Consider the following 19176-nt stretch of genomic DNA (forward strand, 5'->3'; position numbering starts at 1 on the left):
CCATGGCAGACGCCACGCCGTTGATCCATCCCACGGCCCTCATCGATCCGGCCGCCGAACTTGATTCGAGCGTGCAGGTGGGCGCCTACAGCGTGATCGGCCCGCATGTGAAGATTGGCGCCGGCACGGTTGTTGGCCCTCATGCGGTGATCGAGGGCCACACCACCATTGGGCAGGGCAACCAGATTTTCCAGTTCACCTCGCTGGGCGCGGTGAACCAGGACAAGAAGTACAAGGGCGAGCCCTGCGAACTCATCATCGGTGACCGCAACACCATCCGTGAGTTCAGCACCTACCACATTGGCACGGTGCAGGGCGGGGGTGTCACGCGCTTGGGGCACGACAACTGGATGATGGCTTACACCCACCTGGCGCACGACTGCGTGGTGGGCAACCACACCATCTTTGCCAACAACGCGCAGATCGCCGGCCACGTGGTGGTGGGCGACTGGGTGATCCTGGGCGCCTACACCTGCGTGCACCAGTTTGTGCGCATTGGCGCGCATGGCATGACCGGTATGGGCTCGGTGCTTCTGGCCGACCAACCGCCTTTTGTGATGAGCGAGGGTCACCCTGCAGGCGCGCGGTCGATGAACTTTGAGGGATTGCGTCGGCGGGGCTTCTCGCCCGACCGCATCGCCGCCGTGAAGGCCATGCACAAGGCCTTGTACCGCGAAGGCCTGACCCTGGAGCAGGCCAAGGCCCGCATCGCAGACATCACAGCCAGCCACCCAGAAGCTGAGGCCGACGTGAACCTGATGCTGGATTTTTTGGCCGCCACGACGCCGCAGCGCGGCATCGTGCGCTGACAGTGAATCCGTCCGTTCCGCCGGACCGCCCCAAGGCGGAACGCTCCCCCCTGGGGGGCAGCGAGGACACGCCAGTGCCGAGCGCGGGGGCCTACAGTCTGGCCTTGGTCGCTGGCGAGACGTCGGGTGACCTGCTGGCAGGCCTGCTGCTGCAAGGCTGCCGTGCGCGCTGGCCTGAGCTGCGCTCCGCCGGCATTGGCGGCCCCGCCATGGCGGCCCAGGGCTTGGATGCCTGGTGGCCCAGCGAAAAGCTGGCGGTGCGCGGCTACGTGGAAGTGCTGCGCCACTACCGCGAGATCGTGGGCATACGCGAGCAGGTCAAGCAGCGCTTGTTCAAGACGCCGCCCGATCTGTTTGTGGGCGTGGACGCGCCGGATTTCAACCTCGACCTCGAAGCCACGCTCAAAGCCCGTGGCATCAAGACCTTGCATTTCGTCTGCCCGGCCATCTGGGCCTGGCGCGCCGAGCGGGTGCACAAGATCCGCACCAGCGTGGACCATGTCCTGTGCATCTTTCCCATGGAGCCAGCCTTGCTGGCGCAGCACGGCATCGCCTCCACCTATGTCGGACACCCGCTCGCCAACGTGATTCCGCTGGTGCCCGACAAGGCTGCCGCGCGTGCGCGCCTTGGCTTGCGCGACGATGACACGGTGGTGGCCTTGCTCCCGGGCAGCCGCCGCGCTGAGGTCGCCCATTTGTGTGAGCGTTTCCTGAAAGCCGGTGCGCTGCTGCAACGGGAAAAGCCGGGCCTCAAGTTGGTTTTGCCGGCGGTGCCGGCGCTGCGGGCCCAGATCGACGAGGTGGTCAGCCGTTGTGGCATGCGTGATGTGGTGTTGGTGGTGAAGGGCCAGTCGCACGACGTGATGGCGGCTTGCGACGCCACCCTGATCGCCAGCGGCACCGCCACGCTGGAGGCTGCGCTGTTCAAGCGCCCCATGGTCATCGCCTACCACATGCCCTGGTTGTCGTGGCAAATCACACAGCGCAAACGCCTGCAGCCCTGGGTGGGCCTGCCCAACATCCTCAGTGGCGAATTTGTGGTGCCCGAGCGCCTGCAGGACGACGCCCGGCCCGACCGACTGGCGCGCGACGTGCTGGACTGGTTGGATGCCCCTGAGAAAATCGGCGTTCTCCAACAACGTTTCACCGCGCTGCACCACGAGCTGCGGCGCGACACCGCCCAACTGGCCACCGATGCGATCGCGCACCTTCTTGAAAGCTGAACAGGCCCCCTTGCTGTGGGACGTGCCTGGGCTGGTCGCCGGGGTGGACGAGGCCGGGCGCGGCCCTTTGGCCGGCCCGGTGGTGGCGGCGGCCGTCATCTTGGACGATCTGCACCCCATCGCTGGCCTGGCCGATTCCAAGAAGCTGAGCCCGGCCAAGCGCGAACGCCTGTACGACGAAATCCGCGCCAAGGCCTTGTGCTGCTCGGTGGCCGAGGCCTCGGTCGAAGAGATCGACCGCCTCAACATCCTGCAGGCCACCCTGCTGGCCATGCGGCGTGCCGTGGAAGGCCTGCGTCTCAAACCTGCCAAGGTGCTGGTCGATGGCAACCGCCTGCCGCCGCTGCCCATGCTGGCCGAGGCCATCGTCAAAGGCGACAGTAAAGTGGCGGCCATCTCGGCGGCGTCCATTCTGGCCAAGGTCACGCGCGACCGCTGGTGCGCGCAGTACCACGCTGAGTTTCCGGCGTACGGCTTCGATGGCCACAAAGGTTACGGCACGGCCGAGCACCTGTCCGCTTTGCGTTTGTATGGGCCATGTCCTCAACATCGCCGCAGCTTTGCACCGGTGGCCGAATCCCTGAAGATGCATGCATGACTGAAGCCGTCCACATTTCGTCGCGCGACAACGCCCTGGTCAAGGAACTCAAACGCCTGGCCGGGGACAACGCCGCCTACCGCCGGCTCGGGCGTGTGTGGCTGGAGGGTGATCACCTGTGCCGTGCGGCGCTAGCCCGTGGCGTCAAGCCGGCCTTGGCGGTGTTCAGCGAAAGCCTGTGGCCCGCAGCCCCGGCCGAATGGCGTACCGCCGCCAGACGCAATGTGGTGCTGGCCGACGCCTTGTTCACCGACATCAGCGCGCTCGAATCGCCGGCCGCCATGGGTTTTGTGCTGGACCTGCCCGCCGCCCCGGAGCTGTTGCCGCACGTGCCCACCGTGGTGCTGGACCGCGTGCAGGACGCGGGCAACGTGGGTTCCATATTGCGCAGCGCCGGCGCTTTTGGTTTCAAGCAGCTCATTGCCATCAAGGGGTCGGCCGCTTTGTGGTCGCCCAAGGTGTTGCGTGCAGGGATGGGCGCACATTTTGGTTTGCGTCTCATCGAGTCGGCCGACGAAGCCCTGCTGAACCAACTGGCCGTGCCGTTGGTGGTGACCAGCTCGCACCTGGGTGAAGACATCCACCGCAGCACGGTGCCCATGCCTTGTGCCTGGGTGATGGGGCACGAAGGGCAGGGCGTCTCCCCAGCACTGGCGGCACGCGCGGCCATGGCGGTGCGCATACCGCAGCCCGGGGGCGAAGAATCGCTCAACGTGGCCGCTGCGGCCGCCATTTGCCTTTACGCGAGCATTGCCCAGCCATGACCACCCACCTTGCCACCGCTGCACTTGCGGTGCTCGCCGCCGTGCTCCCTGTCGGTTTGGGGGCGCAGACCGAGGCGCCGCGTTTTGTGCTGTCGGAAGACGGTGACTACGTGATCGACCTCAAGGCCAAGCTGGCCTGGCCTCGCTGTGTGGAGGGCATGGTGTGGGACGGCAAAACCTGCACTGGCCAGCCGCAGTTGTTCGACCACGCGCAGGCCTCGGCCCACGCGCTGGCGCGCTGGAAGGCCGAGAGCATACGCTGGCGGCTGCCCCACACGACCGAACTCAAGCGCCTGGTCGATCCCCGTCCAGCGCAGCAGGGGCTGGACCCGGTGCTGTTTCCTGCGGCACCGCGTGAATGGCATTGGTCAGGCACCGCCAACATCCGCGCGGGTGGCCAGGTGAACCAATACAGCTACGACAACATACAAAAAGGCCGCAACAACGACAACGCCGACCGCATGGCCTACCTGCACGGTTGGGCGGTCAACTTGGCCACCGGCGAGGCCAAGGGCGATGTGAGCAAACGCTCCACTTTGCCCCTTCGCCTCGTGCGCCCTGCCTTTTGAACAGGCCTCAGCGCCCCGGCAGCTTCACCGAGAGCAGCTCGGCGTCCAGCACACCGGCTCCCTGCGGGTGGGCGGCGGTCCGCTCCACGTGGCGCTTGACCATGCTCAGGTGGTTGCTTGGGCTGACCCACCGCGTTTCGGTTTCACCCAGCTGGTTGGTGCTCACGACCTTGTAGGCCTTGAAGGTGCCTGCGGGCACGGTCACATCGCCCCAGGATTCGACCTTCCACTGGACGGTCAGGTCCATCGTGCGGTTGTTGGCGTGCACCGTGACCTTGTGCCGGGTGCTTGCTGTTTTGCCCACTTCAAGCGGCCAAGGCAATGCCACGGCTGGCTCAAAGGTTTGGGCGGGTTTGCCGTCGCCGCCCAGCACGGCCAACACGGCATGTGTTTCTGGGTCGTGCAGGGTGGTGCCCGCCTGTGGTGCCGACACGGCCACCACGGTTTTGCCATTCCATTGCATGGTTTTCTGGCTCCACACCACGGGGCCATCAAACACGCCCAGGCTGCCCGAGCTTTTCCGATGAAAGGTGGTCACGGTCCCGTCAGGGTTGGACCCCATGCCGTTGGCCACCGGAGGGGTGGTGCTGCATGCGGCCAGCAGACCGGTGCCGAGGGTCAGACAAAGGAGTGCGCGGCGGCCAAGTCCTGGGGTGCCGATGGATCCGGCGCTGGTGGTTTGTGTCATGGTGACTCCTGGGTGGTGGGAAGGGATTGAAATCCAGTGGCTAACCGCCTTCTGACAATTCACTGTAGACCTGCGGCTGGGCGCCCGTGCTGATCTGGATCAATGGGCAATGGGGTGGATGGCCGCACTTTTTTTGGCGCACGAATCAGGGGATGTCAGAGGGGAAAACCTTTGCCGGCGTATAATTCGAAGGTTTACCCGCAACCTGCGCGCGCCCGCAGCGAGTCCCCTTCGCAACGTCCTCACTCCACCATTGCCGCTGGCTGTTCAGCCGGTTCGCGTCTGGCTGTGAGCGGCTTAAAAACCGGGTGCGCCTCCCAAGGAGTTACCCGTGTTTCCCGTACTGCCCCCCGCCATCCTCGCGCTTGCAGACGGCACGGTCTTTGTTGGTCACTCGATCGGAGCCACCGGCTCCACGGTCGGCGAGGTGGTGTTCAACACCGCGCTCACCGGCTACCAGGAAATCCTCACCGACCCCAGTTACTGCCGGCAGATCGTGACGCTCACGTACCCGCACATTGGCAACTACGGCGTCAACCTGGAAGACATCGAAGCCGACAAGGTCCACGCCGCTGGCCTGATCATCAAAAACCTGCCGCTGCTGGCGTCCAACTTCCGCTCGTCCATGACGCTGTCGGACTACCTGGTGCGCGAAAGCACGGTGGCGATTGCCGACATCGACACGCGCAAGCTGACGCGACTGCTGCGCACCAAGGGCGCACAAAACGGCTGCATTCTGGCGCTGGCCGCTGGTGAGGCCGTCACGCAGGCCGTCATCGACAAAGCGGTCGCTGCCGCCCAGGCTGCGCCCAGCATGGCCGGGCTGGACCTGGCCAAGGTGGTGTCTTCCGACAAGACCTACAGCTGGACTCAGAACGAGTGGAAACTCGGTTCGGGCTACGGCGAATTGACGGCGCAGCGTTTCCACGTGGTGGCGTACGACTTCGGTGTGAAGAAGAACATCCTGCGCATGCTGGCCGAGCGCGGCTGCAGGGTCACCGTGGTGCCGGCTCAAACGCCTGCGGCCGAGGTGCTGGCCTTGAAGCCGGATGGCATTTTCTTGTCCAACGGCCCTGGCGACCCAGAGCCGTGCGACTACGCCATCGAAGCCACGCGCACGCTGATAGACACCGGTATCCCCACCTTCGGCATCTGCCTGGGGCACCAGATCATGGCCCTCGCCTCGGGCGCCAAGACCTTCAAGATGCGGGTGGGTCACCACGGTGCCAACCACCCGGTGAAGGACCTCGACACCGGCCGCGTGAGCATCACCAGCCAGAACCACGGTTTTGCGGTGGACATGGCCGCTTTGCCAGCCAACCTGCGCGCCACCCACATCAGCCTGTTTGACAACACGCTGCAGGGCATGACCCGCACCGACAAGCCCGCGTTTGGTTTCCAGGGTCACCCGGAAGCCTCGCCTGGCCCGCACGACATCTCGTACCTGTTTGACCGCTTCACGGCACTGATGGAGCAGCACAAAAATGCCTAAGCGTTCCGATCTCAAAAGCATCCTCATCATCGGCGCCGGCCCCATCATCATTGGTCAGGCCTGTGAGTTCGACTACTCTGGCGTGCAGGCCTGCAAGGCGCTGCGCGAAGAGGGTTACAAGGTCATCCTGATCAACAGCAACCCCGCCACGATCATGACCGACCCGGCCACGGCCGACGTCACCTACATCGAGCCCATCACCTGGCAGACGGTCGAGAAGATCATTGCCAAAGAGCGCCCTGACGCCATCCTGCCCACCATGGGCGGCCAGACCGCGCTGAACTGCGCGCTCGACCTGTGGCACAACGGCGTGCTCGACAAGTACAAGGTCGAGCTGATCGGCGCCACGCCCGAGGCCATCGACAAGGCCGAGGACCGCCTGAAGTTCAAGGACGCGATGACCAAGATTGGTCTGGGCTCGGCACGCTCGGGCATTGCCCACAGCATGGAAGAAGCTTGGGCTGTGCAGAAGAGTGTGGGTTTCCCCACCGTTATCCGCCCCAGCTTCACGTTGGGCGGGACGGGTGGTGGCATCGCCTACAACCCGGAGGAATTCGAAATCATCTGCAAGCGTGGCCTGGAAGCTTCGCCCACCACCGAGCTGCTGATCGAGGAATCGTTGCTGGGCTGGAAAGAGTACGAGATGGAAGTGGTGCGCGACAAGGCGGACAACTGCATCATCGTCTGCTCCATCGAAAACCTCGACCCCATGGGCGTGCACACGGGCGATTCGATCACCGTGGCACCGGCACAGACGCTGACCGACAAGGAATACCAGATCATGCGCAACGCCTCGCTGGCGGTGCTGCGTGAAATTGGTGTGGACACCGGTGGCTCCAACGTGCAGTTCTCGGTCAATCCCAAGGACGGTCGCATGATCGTCATCGAGATGAACCCGCGTGTGTCGCGCTCCAGCGCACTGGCCTCCAAGGCCACGGGTTTTCCCATCGCCAAGGTGGCGGCCAAGCTGGCCGTGGGCTACACGCTCGATGAACTGCGCAACGAGATCACGGGGGGTGCGACCCCCGCGTCCTTCGAGCCCAGCATCGACTACGTGGTGACCAAGATCCCGCGTTTTGCCTTCGAAAAATTCCCCGCTGCCGACAGCCGCCTGACGACGCAGATGAAGTCGGTGGGTGAGGTCATGGCCATGGGCCGCACCTTCCAGGAGTCTTTCCAGAAAGCCCTGCGTGGCCTGGAAGTCGGCGTGGACGGCATGAATGAAAAGACCCAGGACCGCGAGATCCTGGAACGCGAACTCGGCGAGCCCGGCCCCGACCGCATCTGGTATGTGGGCGACGCCTTTGCCGCCGGCTGGTCGCTCGACGAGGTGCACGACATCACCAAGATCGACAAGTGGTTCCTGGTGCAGATCGAAGAGATCGTGAAGATCGAACTCGCGCTGGACAAGCTGACCGCTGAAAAAGGCGAGGGCGCTCTGGCCTCGCTGGATGCCGGCACGCTGCGCACCCTGAAACAAAAAGGTTTCTCCGACCGCCGGTTGGCCAAGCTGCTCAAGACCACCGACACCGCCGTGCGCAACGCCCGCAAGGCCTTGAACGTGCGCCCGGTCTACAAGCGCGTGGACACCTGCGCGGCCGAATTTGCCACCAACACCGCCTACCTGTACTCCAGCTACGAAGCCGAGTTCAGCGAGTGCGAGGCCGAGCCGACCACCAACAAAAAGATCATGGTGCTGGGCGGTGGCCCCAACCGCATTGGCCAGGGCATCGAGTTCGACTACTGCTGCGTGCACGCCGCGCTCGCCATGCGCGAAGACGGCTATGAGACCATCATGGTCAACTGCAACCCAGAGACCGTGTCGACCGACTACGACACCTCCGACCGCCTGTACTTCGAGCCGCTGACGCTGGAAGACGTGCTGGAGATCGTGGACAAGGAAAAGCCGGCCGGCGTGATCGTGCAATACGGCGGCCAGACGCCCTTGAAGCTGGCCCTGGGTCTGGAGGCCAACGGTGTGCCCATCATCGGCACCAGCCCCGACATGATCGATGCGGCGGAAGACCGTGAGCGCTTCCAGAAGCTGTTGTACGAGCTGGGCCTGCGCCAGCCGCCCAACGCCACCGCCCGCACCGAGGCCGAGGCGCTGGAAAAAGCCGCCGCTCTGGGCTACCCGCTGGTGGTGCGCCCCAGCTACGTGCTGGGTGGCCGCGCCATGGAAATCGTGCACGAGCAGCGCGACCTGGAGCGCTACATGCGCGAGGCCGTGAAGGTGAGCAACGATTCGCCGGTGCTGCTGGACCGCTTCCTGAACGACGCCATCGAGTGTGACGTGGACTGCTTGCGTGACCCCGAGGGCAAGACCTTCATCGGTGGCGTGATGGAGCACATCGAACAGGCCGGCGTGCACAGCGGCGACTCCGCCTGCTCGCTGCCGCCCTACAGCCTGAGCGCCGAAACGGTCAACGAGATCAAGCGCCAGAGCGCGGCCATGGCGGCATCGCTCAACGTGGTGGGCCTGATGAACGTGCAGTTCGCCATCCAGCAGGTTGATGGCAAGGACGTGATCTACGTGCTTGAAGTGAATCCGCGTGCCTCGCGCACCGTGCCCTTCGTTTCCAAGGCCACCGGCATCCAGCTGGCCAAGGTGGCGGCGCGCTGCATGGCGGGCCAGACGCTGGCCTCGCAAGGCATCACCGAAGAGGTGACCCCGCCTTACTTCAGCGTCAAGGAAGCCGTGTTCCCCTTCGTCAAGTTCCCGGGCGTGGACACGATCCTGGGCCCCGAGATGAAGTCGACCGGCGAGGTGATGGGCGTGGGCAAGACCTTTGGCGAAGCCTTCGTCAAGAGCCAGCTCGGTGCCGGCACCCACCTGCCGCGCCCATTCAAGGCCGATGGCACGCCCACCGGCAAGGTGTTCCTGACCGTCAAGAACGGCGACAAGCCGCGCGCCGTGGCCATCGCCCGCGATCTCGTGGGCATGGGCTTCGAGTTGGTGGCCACCAAGGGCACGGCAGCGGCGATCAACGCCGCCGGTGTGGCCTGCGGCACCGTCAACAAGGTGACCGAAGGGCGCCCGCACATCGTGGACATGATCAAGAACGGTGACATCGTTCTGGTCATCAACACGGTGGAAGAGCGCCGCAACGCCATCGCCGACTCGCGTGCCATCCGCACGTCTTCGTTGCTGGCCCGTGTCACCACCATCACCACCATTTTTGGTGCCGAAGCGGCCGTGGAGGGGATGAAACACCTGGGGCAGCTGGAGGTGTATTCAGTGCAGGAGTTGCACGCCCAGTTGCATTAAACTCTCGCCGAACAAGAAAAACCGAAACCGCCGCCAGGCGACTGGCGGCGGTTTCTCTTTTGACACAACGGAGATCAGATCCATGGCCAGCATTCCTGTGACCAAGCGTGGGGCAGACAAGCTCAAAAAGGAGCTGCATGAGCTCAAGACCAAAGAACGCCCCGCTGTGATCAACGCGATCGCGGAAGCGCGTGCCCAGGGCGATTTGAGCGAAAACGCCGATTACGACGCAGCCAAGGAGCGCCAAGGCTTCATCGAGGGTCGCATTGCGGAGATCGAAGGCAAGCTGTCGATTGCCCAGATCATCGATCCGTCTGCGCTGGACGCGGGTGGCCGCGTGGTGTTTGGCGCCACGGTCGAGCTGGAGGAGCAGAACTCCGGCGAGCAGGTCACCTACCAGATCGTGGGCGAAGACGAGGCCGACCTCAAGCTGGGCCTGATCAACATCAGCAGCCCCATCGCGCGGGCGCTGATTGGCAAAGAAGAGGGCGACGTGGCCGACGTGCAGGCGCCCGGTGGCCTCAAGAGCTACGAAATCATCGGCGTGCGTTACGAATGAACGCGCTGCTGCGCCACCGTTTGCTCAGCCTGGTGGCCGCACTCTGGTGGGGCGGCTCGGCCACGCTGGCGTTTGTGGCCGTCCCCACCTTGTTTGCCCACTTCGGCAACCCCGCGGTGGCGGGCCCGGCTGCGGCCAAGCTCTTCACCGCCATCGCCTGGCTGGTGGTGGCGTGTGGGCTGGCCTTGCTGTTGCTGGGGCGTGATGACCGTCAAGGTCCGGTGGGCCGTGGCCTGCCCTTCATTCTCCTGGCCATGCTGTGCATGCTGGTGCAGGAGTACGGCGTGTCTTACAAAATTCTCACCGCCCGCAGCACCGGCGCCAGCCTGGCGCTGTGGCACGGTGTGGGCAGCGCTTTGATCGTCACCCAGTGGCTGTGCGCCACGCGGGTGTTGTGGTTGCTTGGTAGCCGCTCAGATCGCTGAGTCGCCGCCGGGCCGCCCCAAGGCGACTCGCGCCCCCTCGGGGGGCAACGAGCCACACGAAGTGGGCGAGTGTGGGGGCGTTATGCCGAACGCTCGGCCGATTCCAGCGTGTTGACCATCAGCATGGTGATGGTCATGGGGCCCACACCACCGGGCACCGGGGTGATGTGGCTGGCCACGGCTTTCACGCCCTCGAAATCCACGTCGCCGCAGAGCTTGCCCTCGTCGTTGCGGTTCATGCCCACGTCGATCACCACGGCACCGGGCTTGACCATGTCGGCCGTCAGCACGTTGCGTTTGCCCACGGCGGCCACGATCACGTCGGCTTGCAGCGTCATGGCCTTCAAGTCTTTTGTGCCGCTGTGGCAGATGGTGACGGTGGCGTTCTGCTGCAGCAGCATCAGCGCCATGGGCTTGCCGACGATGTTGCTGCGCCCAATGACCACCGCGTGTTTGCCCTTGAGCGAATAGCCGATGGACGCTAGCATCTTCATGCAGCCATAGGGTGTGCAGGGCCAGAAGCCGGGCATGCCGGTCATCAGGGCACCGGCGCTGGCGATGTGGAAACCGTCCACGTCTTTGGACGGGGCGATGGCCTCAATCACCTTTTGGGCATCGATGTGCGCGGGCAGCGGCAGTTGCACCAGGATGCCGTGGATGGCGGGGTCGTTGTTCAGCGCCTCGACGCGCTTGAGCAACTCGGCTTCGCTGAGGTCGGCGGTGTAGCGCTCCAGTATGGAGTGCATGCCCGTGTCCTCGCAGGCCTTGACCTTGTTGCGCACATACACCTGGCTGGCCGGGTTGTCGCCCACCAGCACCACCGCCAGGCCGGGTGTCACGCCACGGGCCTTGAGGGCGATGACACGCTCGGTGACTTCGTGGCGGAGTTGGCGGGACAGGGCGTTGCCGTCGATCAATTGGGCGCTCATGGGGCGGTCTTTCTTCAAAACAAAACGCCCGCTGGCAGCGGGCGTGGGGATTTGGTGTGGTGGGTCAGACTTTGGCAGGCGTCTGGCCCAAGGCAATCTTGAGCAGGTCGGCCACGGTGTTGGCGTTGAGTTTTTCCATGATGTTGGCGCGGTGCGCCTCCACCGTCTTGATGCTGATGCCCAGGTCGTCCGCGATCTGCTTGTTCAGGCGGCCGGCGACGATGCGCTCCAGTACCTGGCCTTCGCGCGAGGTCAGCTTGGACAGCAGCGCGTCCCGGCTGGCGGCTTGCTGGTGGGTGGCGAAGCTGTCCTTGGCGCGGTCAAGCATGCGCTCCACCAGGTTGACGAGCTGGTCTTCGTTGAAGGGTTTCTGGATGAAGTCCAGCGCGCCTTTTTTCATCGAATCGACCGCCATGGGCACGTCACCATGGCCGGTGATGAAAACGATGGGCAGGGGCGATTGGCGTTCCACCAGTCGGTCCTGCAGTTCCATGCCAGTCATGCCGCCCATGCGGATGTCGGCGATCAGGCAGGCGACCTCGCGCGAGTCGTAGCGGCTCAGGAAAGCTTCGGCCGATTCGAAACAGCGAACCCGGTAGTCCTTGCCTTCGAGCAGCCATTGCAGCGAATCGCGCACGGCCTCGTCGTCGTCCACCACGTACACAGTGCCTTTTTTGGGTATCAGACTCATCTCGCTCTTTCTTGTGTCCCGCCCCCTTCTGGGGGGCTTGCGCTCACGCGCCGGGGTGCGGCTGTGGTGTGGGAGCCACTGGAATCCAGAAGCTGAAGCAGCAACCGCTGACCTCGGCGCCATTGTAGATATTCTCGACTTTCATCCTCCCATGGTGGGATTCCACGATGCTGCGGCACAGCTTGAGGCCGATGCCCATGCCTTCGGCCTTGGTGCTGTAGAAGGCTTCGTAGATGCGTTCCAGCATGTCGGCCGGCACGCCGCTGCCGGAGTCGGTGATGGCGAACTCGATGCAGTCGATGCCGTCCTGACGGGTGGGACCCACGCGCAACTCGATGAAGCGTTGGCCGGGGGCGCGCTGGGCTTGCTGGATGGACTCGCCGCCGTTCTTGAGCAGGTTGATGAGCACCTGTTCGATCAGGATGGGGTCCACCAGCAAGGGGGGCAGGCGGGCCGCCACGTAGGTGGTGACGCGGATCTGATGGCGGCGCAGTTCGATTTCGGCCAACTCCAGCGCGTTGCTGACCATCGTGGCCACATCCGAGACACTCGGATTGGGTTCGCTGCGTTTCACGAAGGCCTTGATGCGCTGGATGATCTGACCGGCGCGCTGGGCCTGGCGCGCGGTTTTCTCCAGCGCCCCCAGCAGGTCCTCTTCCGTGATCTGCTGCTTCTTCACCCGCGTGATCATGCCGTTGCAGTAGTTGCTGATGGCGGTCAGTGGCTGGTTCAGCTCGTGCGCCACGCTGGAAGCCATTTCGCCCATGGTGATCAGCCGGCTGGCGGTCTGCGCGCGTTCGTTCTGGCGCGCGGCCTGTTCCTCGGCGTGGCGCCGCGTGGTGATGTCGCTGGCAATCACCAGCTGCGCCAAGCGGCCGTCCACCCAGGTGAGGTAGCGCGTGCGCACCTCCAGCCACTTGCCCAGTGCCTCCATGTAGATTTCGGCGCTTTCCGCGCCCGCATCGGTGAGGGAGTCGGTGGGCATGCCGGCGAAGGCGTCCACCGCGTCGTGTTCGTCGCTCGGTGCGGAGGGCGCGATGCCGGCCAAGTCCACCAGGCTGCGGTGGCCCTCGCCGCTGATGCCAAACCAGTGGCGGTACATCTTGTTGGCGAACAGCAGCTCGTCGCTGCCCAGCGGTGCCACCGACACCGTGGCGTCCAGGCTTTCCAGCACGGTGGTGAAGCGTTCGTAGGACGCCGACAGTTCCTCGCGGATGCGCTTGGGCTCGGTGATGTCGGTCATCGAGGTCATCCAGCCGGTTTGTTGGCCGTTGGGGTCGATCAGCGGCGAGACATACATCCGCCCATCGAAGATGCTGCCGTCTTTGCGTTTCACGCGCACTTCAAACCCACCTGGCGTCGAGCGTCCGCGCAACTCGTCTTCCAGCCGCTGCCTGAGCATGTCCTGATCGTCCTCCGGCCAGTAGGGAAAAGGCGCGGTCCGCCCCACCAGCTCGCCTTCAGACCAGCCCGTCATCATGCAGAAAGCGGGGTTGACGTAGGTGATGCGGCCTTGGATGTCCAGCGCCCGCATGCCGGTGAGCATGGAGTTTTCCATGGCGCGGCGGAAATGGGTCTCGGCCACCAGCGCCTGCTGGGCCTGCACACGCCGGCGCGTGTGGCGCCAGGAGGCGATCAGCATCCACACGGTGAGTGTGCTCAGCGCGCCGATGATGAGCACAAAACCGCTGCCCACCACGTCCTGCGAGGTGCGGTAGCCCTGCGCCTTGAGGATCAAACCGTTGCCCACCGGTGACACCGGCACCTCGTGGTGCATCGCCTCGCTGGACCAGGGCAGCCATTTCAGCACGCGGCCACTGCCGGCTTGCTGCAAGCTGCCGGCCAGCACCTGCTGGCGGTCGTCCAGCAGCGCCACGGCGTAGCGGGCCATCACCTCGGGCGGGATGCCAAAACGCAGCAGGCCATCCACCAGGTATTCGCCCATGACCACGCCGCTGAAGCGCCCCTGTTCGCTGAGCGGCACTTGCAGGAGCAACACGCTCTGTTCGGGCTCGGCGGGCAACGGTCTGGAGTAGATGGGTTGGCGCAGGTCACGCGCCAGCTCGAAGGAGCCGTCGGTTTCACCCGGCAGCAGCACCTGGTTGGGGCTGCGGGTCTGGGCATTGGGTGCGCTGGGCGATGCGTAGGTGGCGACCACCTTGCGCCGGCTGTCGATCCAGGACACCGCCAGCAGCTCGGGGTACTGGCTGATCAGGCTTTCGGCCTGAAAGACGAACTCCGCTTCGTCGATTTCCCGGTTGGAAATTTCTCGCGCCAGCCGCATGAGCTGTTCCTGGCGCTCCAGCAAGCGCAAGCGCAACCGTTGTTGTGCGTATTCCACGTCGCGGGTCACGGCCTCTTGTTCGCGGTCCAGTTCCTCCAGCCGCAAATAGCTCATGGCCACCACGATGGCCCCCATGAACAGCAGCACCGCCAACAGAGGGCCCAAGGTGGCAAACCTGTCCTGGCGCGCAGGCGGCAGGCGCCGCCACCAGCGCTTCCACCACGAGGTGTGTGTGGGTGGCGCGGTCGCGGGTGAGGCGGTGGAGGCAGAGGGTGTGGCCGAGGGGGCGGATTCGGGCATTGGTTGAAGTCTAAAGGACACCATCCGCCGATGTGCCGGTGTGGGGGTGTGTGCCAAAAAACACGCAAAGGTTTTCACATTGCAAAAACAACAACTACATCTTGAAAAAATAAAGGAGAAATGGGAAACTCTGCGCCATCCGGTGCAACACGCATGACAAGCCTTGGGCGCCGGCTTAAGCTTCTTTTCACCACCGAGGAGACACCATGTCAGACAAACCCCAACAGAACCTGGGCGTCGGCACCGACATCGACGCACAGGAAACCCGTGAATGGCTGGACGCGCTGTCCGCCGTCATCGAACGTGAGGGCCCTGCGCGCGCCCACTACCTGCTGGAGCAACTGCTCGAAGAGGCGCGTCAGAACAGCATCGACATGCCGTTCTCTGCCAACACCGGTTACGTCAACACCATCGAACCCGACCAGGAGGCGCGCTGCCCCGGCAACATCGCCATCGAAAAACGCCTGCGTGCCTACATGCGCTGGAACGCCATGGCCATGGTGGTGCGCGCCAACCGCATCAACCCCGCCGACGGTGGCGACCTGGGCGGCCACATCGGCTCCTTCGCGTCGGTGGCCAGCATGTTCGGCGCCGGCTTCAACCATTTCTGGCACGCCGAGAGCGAGAACCACGGTGGCGACTTGCTGTACATCCAGGGCCACAGCGCCCCCGGCATCTACGCCCGCGCCTACCTCGAAGGCCGCCTGAACGAGCAGCAGCTCGACAGCTTCCGCCAGGAAGTGGACGGCAAGGGCCTGTCCAGCTACCCCCACCCCAAGCTGATGCCGGATTTCTGGCAGTTCCCCACGGTGTCCATGGGCCTGGGCCCGCTGATGGCCATTTACCAGGCGCGTTTCCTCAAGTACCTGCACGCCCGTGGCATCGCCGACACCGCCAACCGCAAGGTTTGGGCCTTCATGGGCGACGGTGAGATGGACGAACCCGAATCCCTGGGCGCCATCGGCTTGGCCGCCCGTGAGAACCTGGACAACCTCATCTTTGTCGTCAACTGCAACCTGCAGCGCCTGGATGGCCCGGTGCGTGGCAATGGCAAGATCGTTCAGGAGCTCGAAGGCGAGTTCCGTGGCAGCGGCTGGAACGTGATCAAGCTGCTGTGGGGCTACGGCTGGGACGAGCTGCTGGCGCGCGACAAGAGCGGCAAGCTAAAAGCATTGATGATGGAGACGCTGGACGGCGACTACCAGGCCATGAAGGCCAACGACGGTGCCTTTGTGCGCAAGAACTTCTTCGGCCGTTACCCCGAGACGCTCAAGCTGGTGGAGCACATGAGCGACGAAGAGGTGTTCGACCTGCGCCGTGGTGGCCACGAGCCGTCCAAGGTTTATGCTGCCTTCCACGCCGCCAACGAGCACAAGGGCCAGCCCACGGTGCTGCTGATCAAGACCGTCAAGGGTTATGGCATGGGCAAGGCCGGTGAAGGCAAGAACACCGTGCACCAGACCAAGAAGCTGAGCGACGAGGACATCAAGTACATCCGCGACCGCTTCAACATCCCCATCCCCGACAGCGAGCTGCCCAACATCCCTTACTACAAGCCGGCCGACGACACGCCGGAAATGAAGTACCTGCACGAGCGCCGCCAGGCCCTGGGCGGCTACCTGCCGCACCGCCGCGCCAAGGCCGACGAGAGCTTCACCGTGCCGTCGCTGGAAACCTTCAAGGCGGTGCTGGAGCCCACGGCCGAAGGCCGCGAGATCAGCACCACCCAGGCGTATGTGCGCTTCATCACCCAGCTGCTGCGTGACCAGGCCCTGGGCCCGCGTGTGGTGCCCATCCTGGTGGACGAGGCCCGCACCTTCGGCATGGAAGGCCTGTTCCGCCAGATCGGCATCTACAACCCCAAAGGCCAGCTGTACACCCCGGTCGACCGCGACCAGGTGATGTATTACAAAGAAGACAAGGCCGGTCAGATCCTGCAGGAGGGCATCAACGAAGCCGGCGGCATGGCCAGCTGGATTGCCGCGGCCACCAGCTACAGCACCAACAACCGCATCATGGTGCCGTTCTACGTGTACTACTCGATGTTCGGGTTCCAGCGCATCGGCGATCTGGCCTGGGCGGCCGGCGACATGCAGGCGCGTGGTTTCCTGCTGGGCGGCACCTCCGGGCGCACCACGCTCAACGGCGAAGGCCTGCAGCACGAGGACGGCCACAGCCACATCCTGGCCGGCACCATCCCCAACTGCATCAGCTACGACCCGACGTTTGCCCACGAAGTGGGCGTGATCCTGCACCATGGCTTGAAGCGCATGGTCGAGCGCCAGGAAAACGTCTATTACTACATCACCCTGCTCAACGAGAACTACGCCATGCCCGGCCTGACCGCCGGCACGGAAGAGCAGATCATCAAGGGCATGTACCTGTGCAAGCCGGGTGCCAAGCAGACGCCTCGCGTGCAGCTGCTGGGCTCTGGCACCATCCTGCGCGAGAGCATCGCCGCGCAAGAGCTGTTGGAAAAGGATTGGGGCGTCTCGGCCGACGTGTGGAGCTGCCCCAGCTTCAACGAACTGGCGCGCGAAGGCCAGGACTGCGAGCGCTGGAACCTGCTGCACCCGCTGGAGACGCCGCGCGTGTCCTTCGTGGGCCAGCAATTGGCCGGTCACGCCGGCCCGGTGGTCGCGTCTACCGACTACATGAAGAGCTACGCCGAACAGATCCGCTCTTTCATCCCCAAGGGCCGCAACTACAAGGTGCTGGGCACCGACGGGTATGGCCGCAGCGACTTCCGCAGCAAACTGCGCGAGCACTTCGAGATCAACCGCCACTACATCGTGGTCGCGGCCCTCAAGGCGCTGAGCGAAGACGGCACCGTGCCGGCCACCAAGGTGGCCGAGGCCATCGCCAAGTACGGCATCAACGCCGAGAAGATCAACCCGCTGTACGCCTGAGTCACACGGAGACAAGAACATGGCACTGATTGAAGTGAAGGTCCCCGACATTGGGGATTTCGACGAAGTGGCGGTCATCGAACTGCTGGTCAAACCCGGTGACACGGTCAAGGCCGAACAAAGCCTGATCACGGTCGAGTCCGACAAGGCCTCGATGGAAATCCCCTCCAGCACCGCTGGGGTGGTGAAAGAGCTGCGTGTTGCCCTGGGCGACAAGGTGAAAGAGGGCTCGGTGGTGCTGGTGGTGGAAGCAGAAGGCGCCGCAGCCGTTGCGCCGGCACCCGCTCCAGCGACCGCTGCCCCGGCCCCCGTGCCGGTGGCCGCACCACCCGTGGCGGCACCCGCCGCTGCCAGCGGCCCGGTTGAGGTGCGCGTGCCCGACATTGGCGACTTCAAGGACGTGGCCGTCATTGAGGTGTTCGTCAAACCTGGCGACAGCATCAAGGTCGAACAAAGCCTGATCACGGTCGAGAGCGACAAAGCCTCGATGGAGATTCCTTCGTCGCACGCGGGTGTGCTCAAGGAGCTCAAGGTCAAGGTGGGCGACACCGTCAACATCGGTGACCTGCTGGCCATTCTGGAAGGCAGCGTTGCCGCAGCCCCGGCGGCTGCCACACCGGTGTCCGCGCCTGCCGCCGCTCCGGCTGCTGCAGCCGTTGCAGCGTCGGTGTCCGCCAGCGTGTCGGCCCCGGCCGCACCGGCTCACAACCCCACCACCGCCCCGGTGGGCCTGCCGCACGCGTCGCCCTCGGTGCGCAAGTTTGCCCGCGAACTGGGCGTGCCGCTGGAAGAGGTCAAGGGCTCCGGCGTCAAGGGCCGCATCACGGCCGACGACATCCAGAACTTCACCAAATCCGTCATGGCAGGTGCGGTGCAGACCGCAGCGCAAAAGGCCAAGGCACCGGCGTCCACCGGTGGTGGTGGCTCCGAGCTGGGCCTGATCCCCTGGCCCAAGGTCGATTTCGCCAAGTTTGGCCCCATCGAGCGCAAGGAGATGGGCCGCATCAAGAAGATCAGCGGTGCCAACCTGCTGCGCAATGCGGTCATGATCCCGGCCGTTACCAACTTCGACGATGCCGACATCACCGAGCTCGAAGCCTTCCGCGTCTCCACGAACAAGGAGAACGAGAAGAGCGGCGTCAAGGTGACCATGCTGGCTTTCCTGATCAAGGCATGCGTGGCCGCGCTCAAGAAATTCCCCGAGTTCAACAGCAGCCTCGACGGCGATGCGTTGATCTACAAGCAGTATTTCCACATCGGTTTTGCGGCCGATACGCCCAACGGCCTGGTCGTGCCCGTCATCAAGGACGCCGACAAGAAGGGCGTGCTGCAGATCAGCAAGGAAATGAGCGAACTGGCCGCCAAGGCGCGCGACGGCAAACTCGGCCCGGCCGACATGAGCGGTGCGAGCTTCACCATCTCCAGCCTGGGCGGTATCGGTGGGCGCTATTTCACGCCCATCATCAACGCGCCCGAGGTGGCCATCCTGGGTGTGTGCAAGAGCCAGACGGAGCCGGTGTGGGACGGCAAGGCCTTCCAGCCGCGCCTGATGCTGCCGCTGTCGCTGACGTGGGACCACCGCGTGATCGACGGCGCCGCCGCGGCCCGTTTCAACGCCTACCTGGGCCAGATCCTCGGCGATTTCCGCCGTGTGCTGCTGTAAAGGAA

15 protein-coding genes are annotated in these 19176 nt (G+C 64.4%); 11 read left to right on the plus strand and 4 right to left on the minus strand.

What is annotated here, in order from left to right; genetic code table 11:
- Positions 1-2: 2 nt before the first annotated feature.
- The 5 genes from lpxA (at position 3) to ACFQPB_RS05610 (ending at position 3963) form a co-directional block, all read left to right on the plus strand.
- Entirely contained in the window at positions 3-809 is an 807-nt protein-coding gene (lpxA, locus tag ACFQPB_RS05590) for an acyl-ACP--UDP-N-acetylglucosamine O-acyltransferase (RefSeq protein ID WP_382220445.1), read from the plus strand.
- A gap of 104 nt (positions 810-913) precedes the next feature.
- Positions 914-2032, plus strand: a complete 1119-nt coding sequence (gene lpxB, locus ACFQPB_RS05595; RefSeq protein ID WP_382220949.1) for a lipid-A-disaccharide synthase — start codon at positions 914-916, stop codon at positions 2030-2032.
- Complete coding sequence (gene rnhB / locus ACFQPB_RS05600) at positions 2004-2630, plus strand: ribonuclease HII (protein ID WP_382220448.1); 627 nt, start codon at positions 2004-2006, stop codon at positions 2628-2630. Before lpxB ends, rnhB begins: the two co-directional genes overlap by 29 nt.
- Complete coding sequence (locus tag ACFQPB_RS05605) at positions 2627-3394, plus strand: TrmH family RNA methyltransferase (protein WP_382220451.1); 768 nt, start codon at positions 2627-2629, stop codon at positions 3392-3394. The genes rnhB and ACFQPB_RS05605 overlap by 4 nt, the downstream gene beginning before the upstream one ends.
- Positions 3391-3963 carry an Lcl C-terminal domain-containing protein gene (locus tag ACFQPB_RS05610; protein WP_382220454.1) on the plus strand — a complete coding sequence of 191 codons (573 nt, stop codon included), beginning with the start codon at positions 3391-3393 and terminating at the stop codon, positions 3961-3963. The genes ACFQPB_RS05605 and ACFQPB_RS05610 overlap by 4 nt, the downstream gene beginning before the upstream one ends.
- Positions 3964-3970: 7 nt before the next feature.
- Here the strand turns inward: ACFQPB_RS05610 and ACFQPB_RS05615 are convergent, their stop codons facing one another.
- Entirely contained in the window at positions 3971-4651 is a 681-nt protein-coding gene (locus ACFQPB_RS05615; protein WP_382220457.1) for a hypothetical protein, read from the minus strand.
- 331 nt (positions 4652-4982) lie between these two features.
- Here ACFQPB_RS05615 and carA point away from each other — a divergent pair, with 331 nt between their 5' ends.
- The 4 genes from carA (at position 4983) to ACFQPB_RS05635 (ending at position 10395) form a co-directional block, all read left to right on the plus strand.
- Positions 4983-6143, plus strand: a complete 1161-nt coding sequence (gene carA, locus ACFQPB_RS05620) for a glutamine-hydrolyzing carbamoyl-phosphate synthase small subunit (protein ID WP_382220460.1) — start codon at positions 4983-4985, stop codon at positions 6141-6143.
- Positions 6136-9411 carry a carbamoyl-phosphate synthase large subunit gene (gene carB / locus ACFQPB_RS05625; RefSeq protein WP_382220462.1) on the plus strand — a complete coding sequence of 1092 codons (3276 nt, stop codon included), beginning with the start codon at positions 6136-6138 and terminating at the stop codon, positions 9409-9411. The genes carA and carB overlap by 8 nt, the downstream gene beginning before the upstream one ends.
- A gap of 82 nt (positions 9412-9493) precedes the next feature.
- Positions 9494-9970: a transcription elongation factor GreA gene (gene greA / locus ACFQPB_RS05630; protein ID WP_382200221.1), complete on the plus strand. Its 477-nt coding sequence runs from the start codon at positions 9494-9496 to the stop codon at positions 9968-9970.
- A complete protein-coding gene (locus ACFQPB_RS05635; RefSeq protein ID WP_382220465.1) occupies positions 9967-10395 on the plus strand; it encodes a DUF4149 domain-containing protein in 429 nt (142 codons plus the stop codon). The genes greA and ACFQPB_RS05635 overlap by 4 nt, the downstream gene beginning before the upstream one ends.
- An 80-nt stretch (positions 10396-10475) precedes the next feature.
- Here the strand turns inward: ACFQPB_RS05635 and folD are convergent, their stop codons facing one another.
- The 3 genes from folD to ACFQPB_RS05650 all read right to left on the minus strand — a co-directional run bounded on the left by folD (position 10476) and on the right by ACFQPB_RS05650 (position 14599).
- Positions 10476-11324: a bifunctional methylenetetrahydrofolate dehydrogenase/methenyltetrahydrofolate cyclohydrolase FolD gene (gene folD, locus ACFQPB_RS05640; RefSeq protein ID WP_382220468.1), complete on the minus strand. Its 849-nt coding sequence runs from the start codon at positions 11322-11324 to the stop codon at positions 10476-10478.
- Positions 11325-11388: 64 nt separating this feature from the next.
- Positions 11389-12015, minus strand: coding sequence for a response regulator transcription factor (locus ACFQPB_RS05645; protein WP_382200215.1), 627 nt, complete (start codon positions 12013-12015; stop codon positions 11389-11391).
- 43 nt (positions 12016-12058) lie between these two features.
- Positions 12059-14599, minus strand: coding sequence for a PAS domain-containing sensor histidine kinase (locus ACFQPB_RS05650; RefSeq protein WP_382220471.1), 2541 nt, complete (start codon positions 14597-14599; stop codon positions 12059-12061).
- 206 nt (positions 14600-14805) lie between these two features.
- Here ACFQPB_RS05650 and aceE point away from each other — a divergent pair, with 206 nt between their 5' ends.
- Positions 14806-17508 (plus strand): pyruvate dehydrogenase (acetyl-transferring), homodimeric type, encoded by a 2703-nt coding sequence (gene aceE / locus ACFQPB_RS05655; RefSeq protein WP_382220474.1) that lies wholly within the window; start codon positions 14806-14808, stop codon positions 17506-17508.
- A 19-nt stretch (positions 17509-17527) separates the two neighbouring features.
- Complete coding sequence (gene aceF, locus ACFQPB_RS05660; RefSeq protein WP_382220476.1) at positions 17528-19171, plus strand: dihydrolipoyllysine-residue acetyltransferase; 1644 nt, start codon at positions 17528-17530, stop codon at positions 19169-19171.
- Positions 19172-19176 lie beyond the last annotated feature (5 nt).

Source organism: Hydrogenophaga atypica, from assembly GCF_042665215.1.
Lineage (GTDB): Bacteria > Pseudomonadota > Gammaproteobacteria > Burkholderiales > Burkholderiaceae_C > Hydrogenophaga > Hydrogenophaga defluvii_A.

What these genes read in the sequence shown, in the direction of transcription:
- aceF (WP_382220476.1), top strand. Translation starts at nt 17,528, where the DNA reads ATGGCACTGATTGAAGTGAAGGTCCCCGACATTGGGGATTTCGACGAA.
- aceE (WP_382220474.1), top strand. Translation starts at nt 14,806, where the DNA reads ATGTCAGACAAACCCCAACAGAACCTGGGCGTCGGCACCGACATCGAC.
- lpxA (WP_382220445.1), top strand. Translation starts at nt 3, where the DNA reads ATGGCAGACGCCACGCCGTTGATCCATCCCACGGCCCTCATCGATCCG.
- ACFQPB_RS05650 (WP_382220471.1), bottom strand. Translation starts at nt 14,599, where the DNA reads ATGCCCGAATCCGCCCCCTCGGCCACACCCTCTGCCTCCACCGCCTCA.
- ACFQPB_RS05645 (WP_382200215.1), bottom strand. Translation starts at nt 12,015, where the DNA reads ATGAGTCTGATACCCAAAAAAGGCACTGTGTACGTGGTGGACGACGAC.
- folD (WP_382220468.1), bottom strand. Translation starts at nt 11,324, where the DNA reads ATGAGCGCCCAATTGATCGACGGCAACGCCCTGTCCCGCCAACTCCGC.
- ACFQPB_RS05615 (WP_382220457.1), bottom strand. Translation starts at nt 4,651, where the DNA reads ATGACACAAACCACCAGCGCCGGATCCATCGGCACCCCAGGACTTGGC.
- carB (WP_382220462.1), top strand. Translation starts at nt 6,136, where the DNA reads ATGCCTAAGCGTTCCGATCTCAAAAGCATCCTCATCATCGGCGCCGGC.
- ACFQPB_RS05610 (WP_382220454.1), top strand. Translation starts at nt 3,391, where the DNA reads ATGACCACCCACCTTGCCACCGCTGCACTTGCGGTGCTCGCCGCCGTG.
- ACFQPB_RS05605 (WP_382220451.1), top strand. Translation starts at nt 2,627, where the DNA reads ATGACTGAAGCCGTCCACATTTCGTCGCGCGACAACGCCCTGGTCAAG.
- ACFQPB_RS05635 (WP_382220465.1), top strand. Translation starts at nt 9,967, where the DNA reads ATGAACGCGCTGCTGCGCCACCGTTTGCTCAGCCTGGTGGCCGCACTC.
- rnhB (WP_382220448.1), top strand. Translation starts at nt 2,004, where the DNA reads ATGCGATCGCGCACCTTCTTGAAAGCTGAACAGGCCCCCTTGCTGTGG.
- greA (WP_382200221.1), top strand. Translation starts at nt 9,494, where the DNA reads ATGGCCAGCATTCCTGTGACCAAGCGTGGGGCAGACAAGCTCAAAAAG.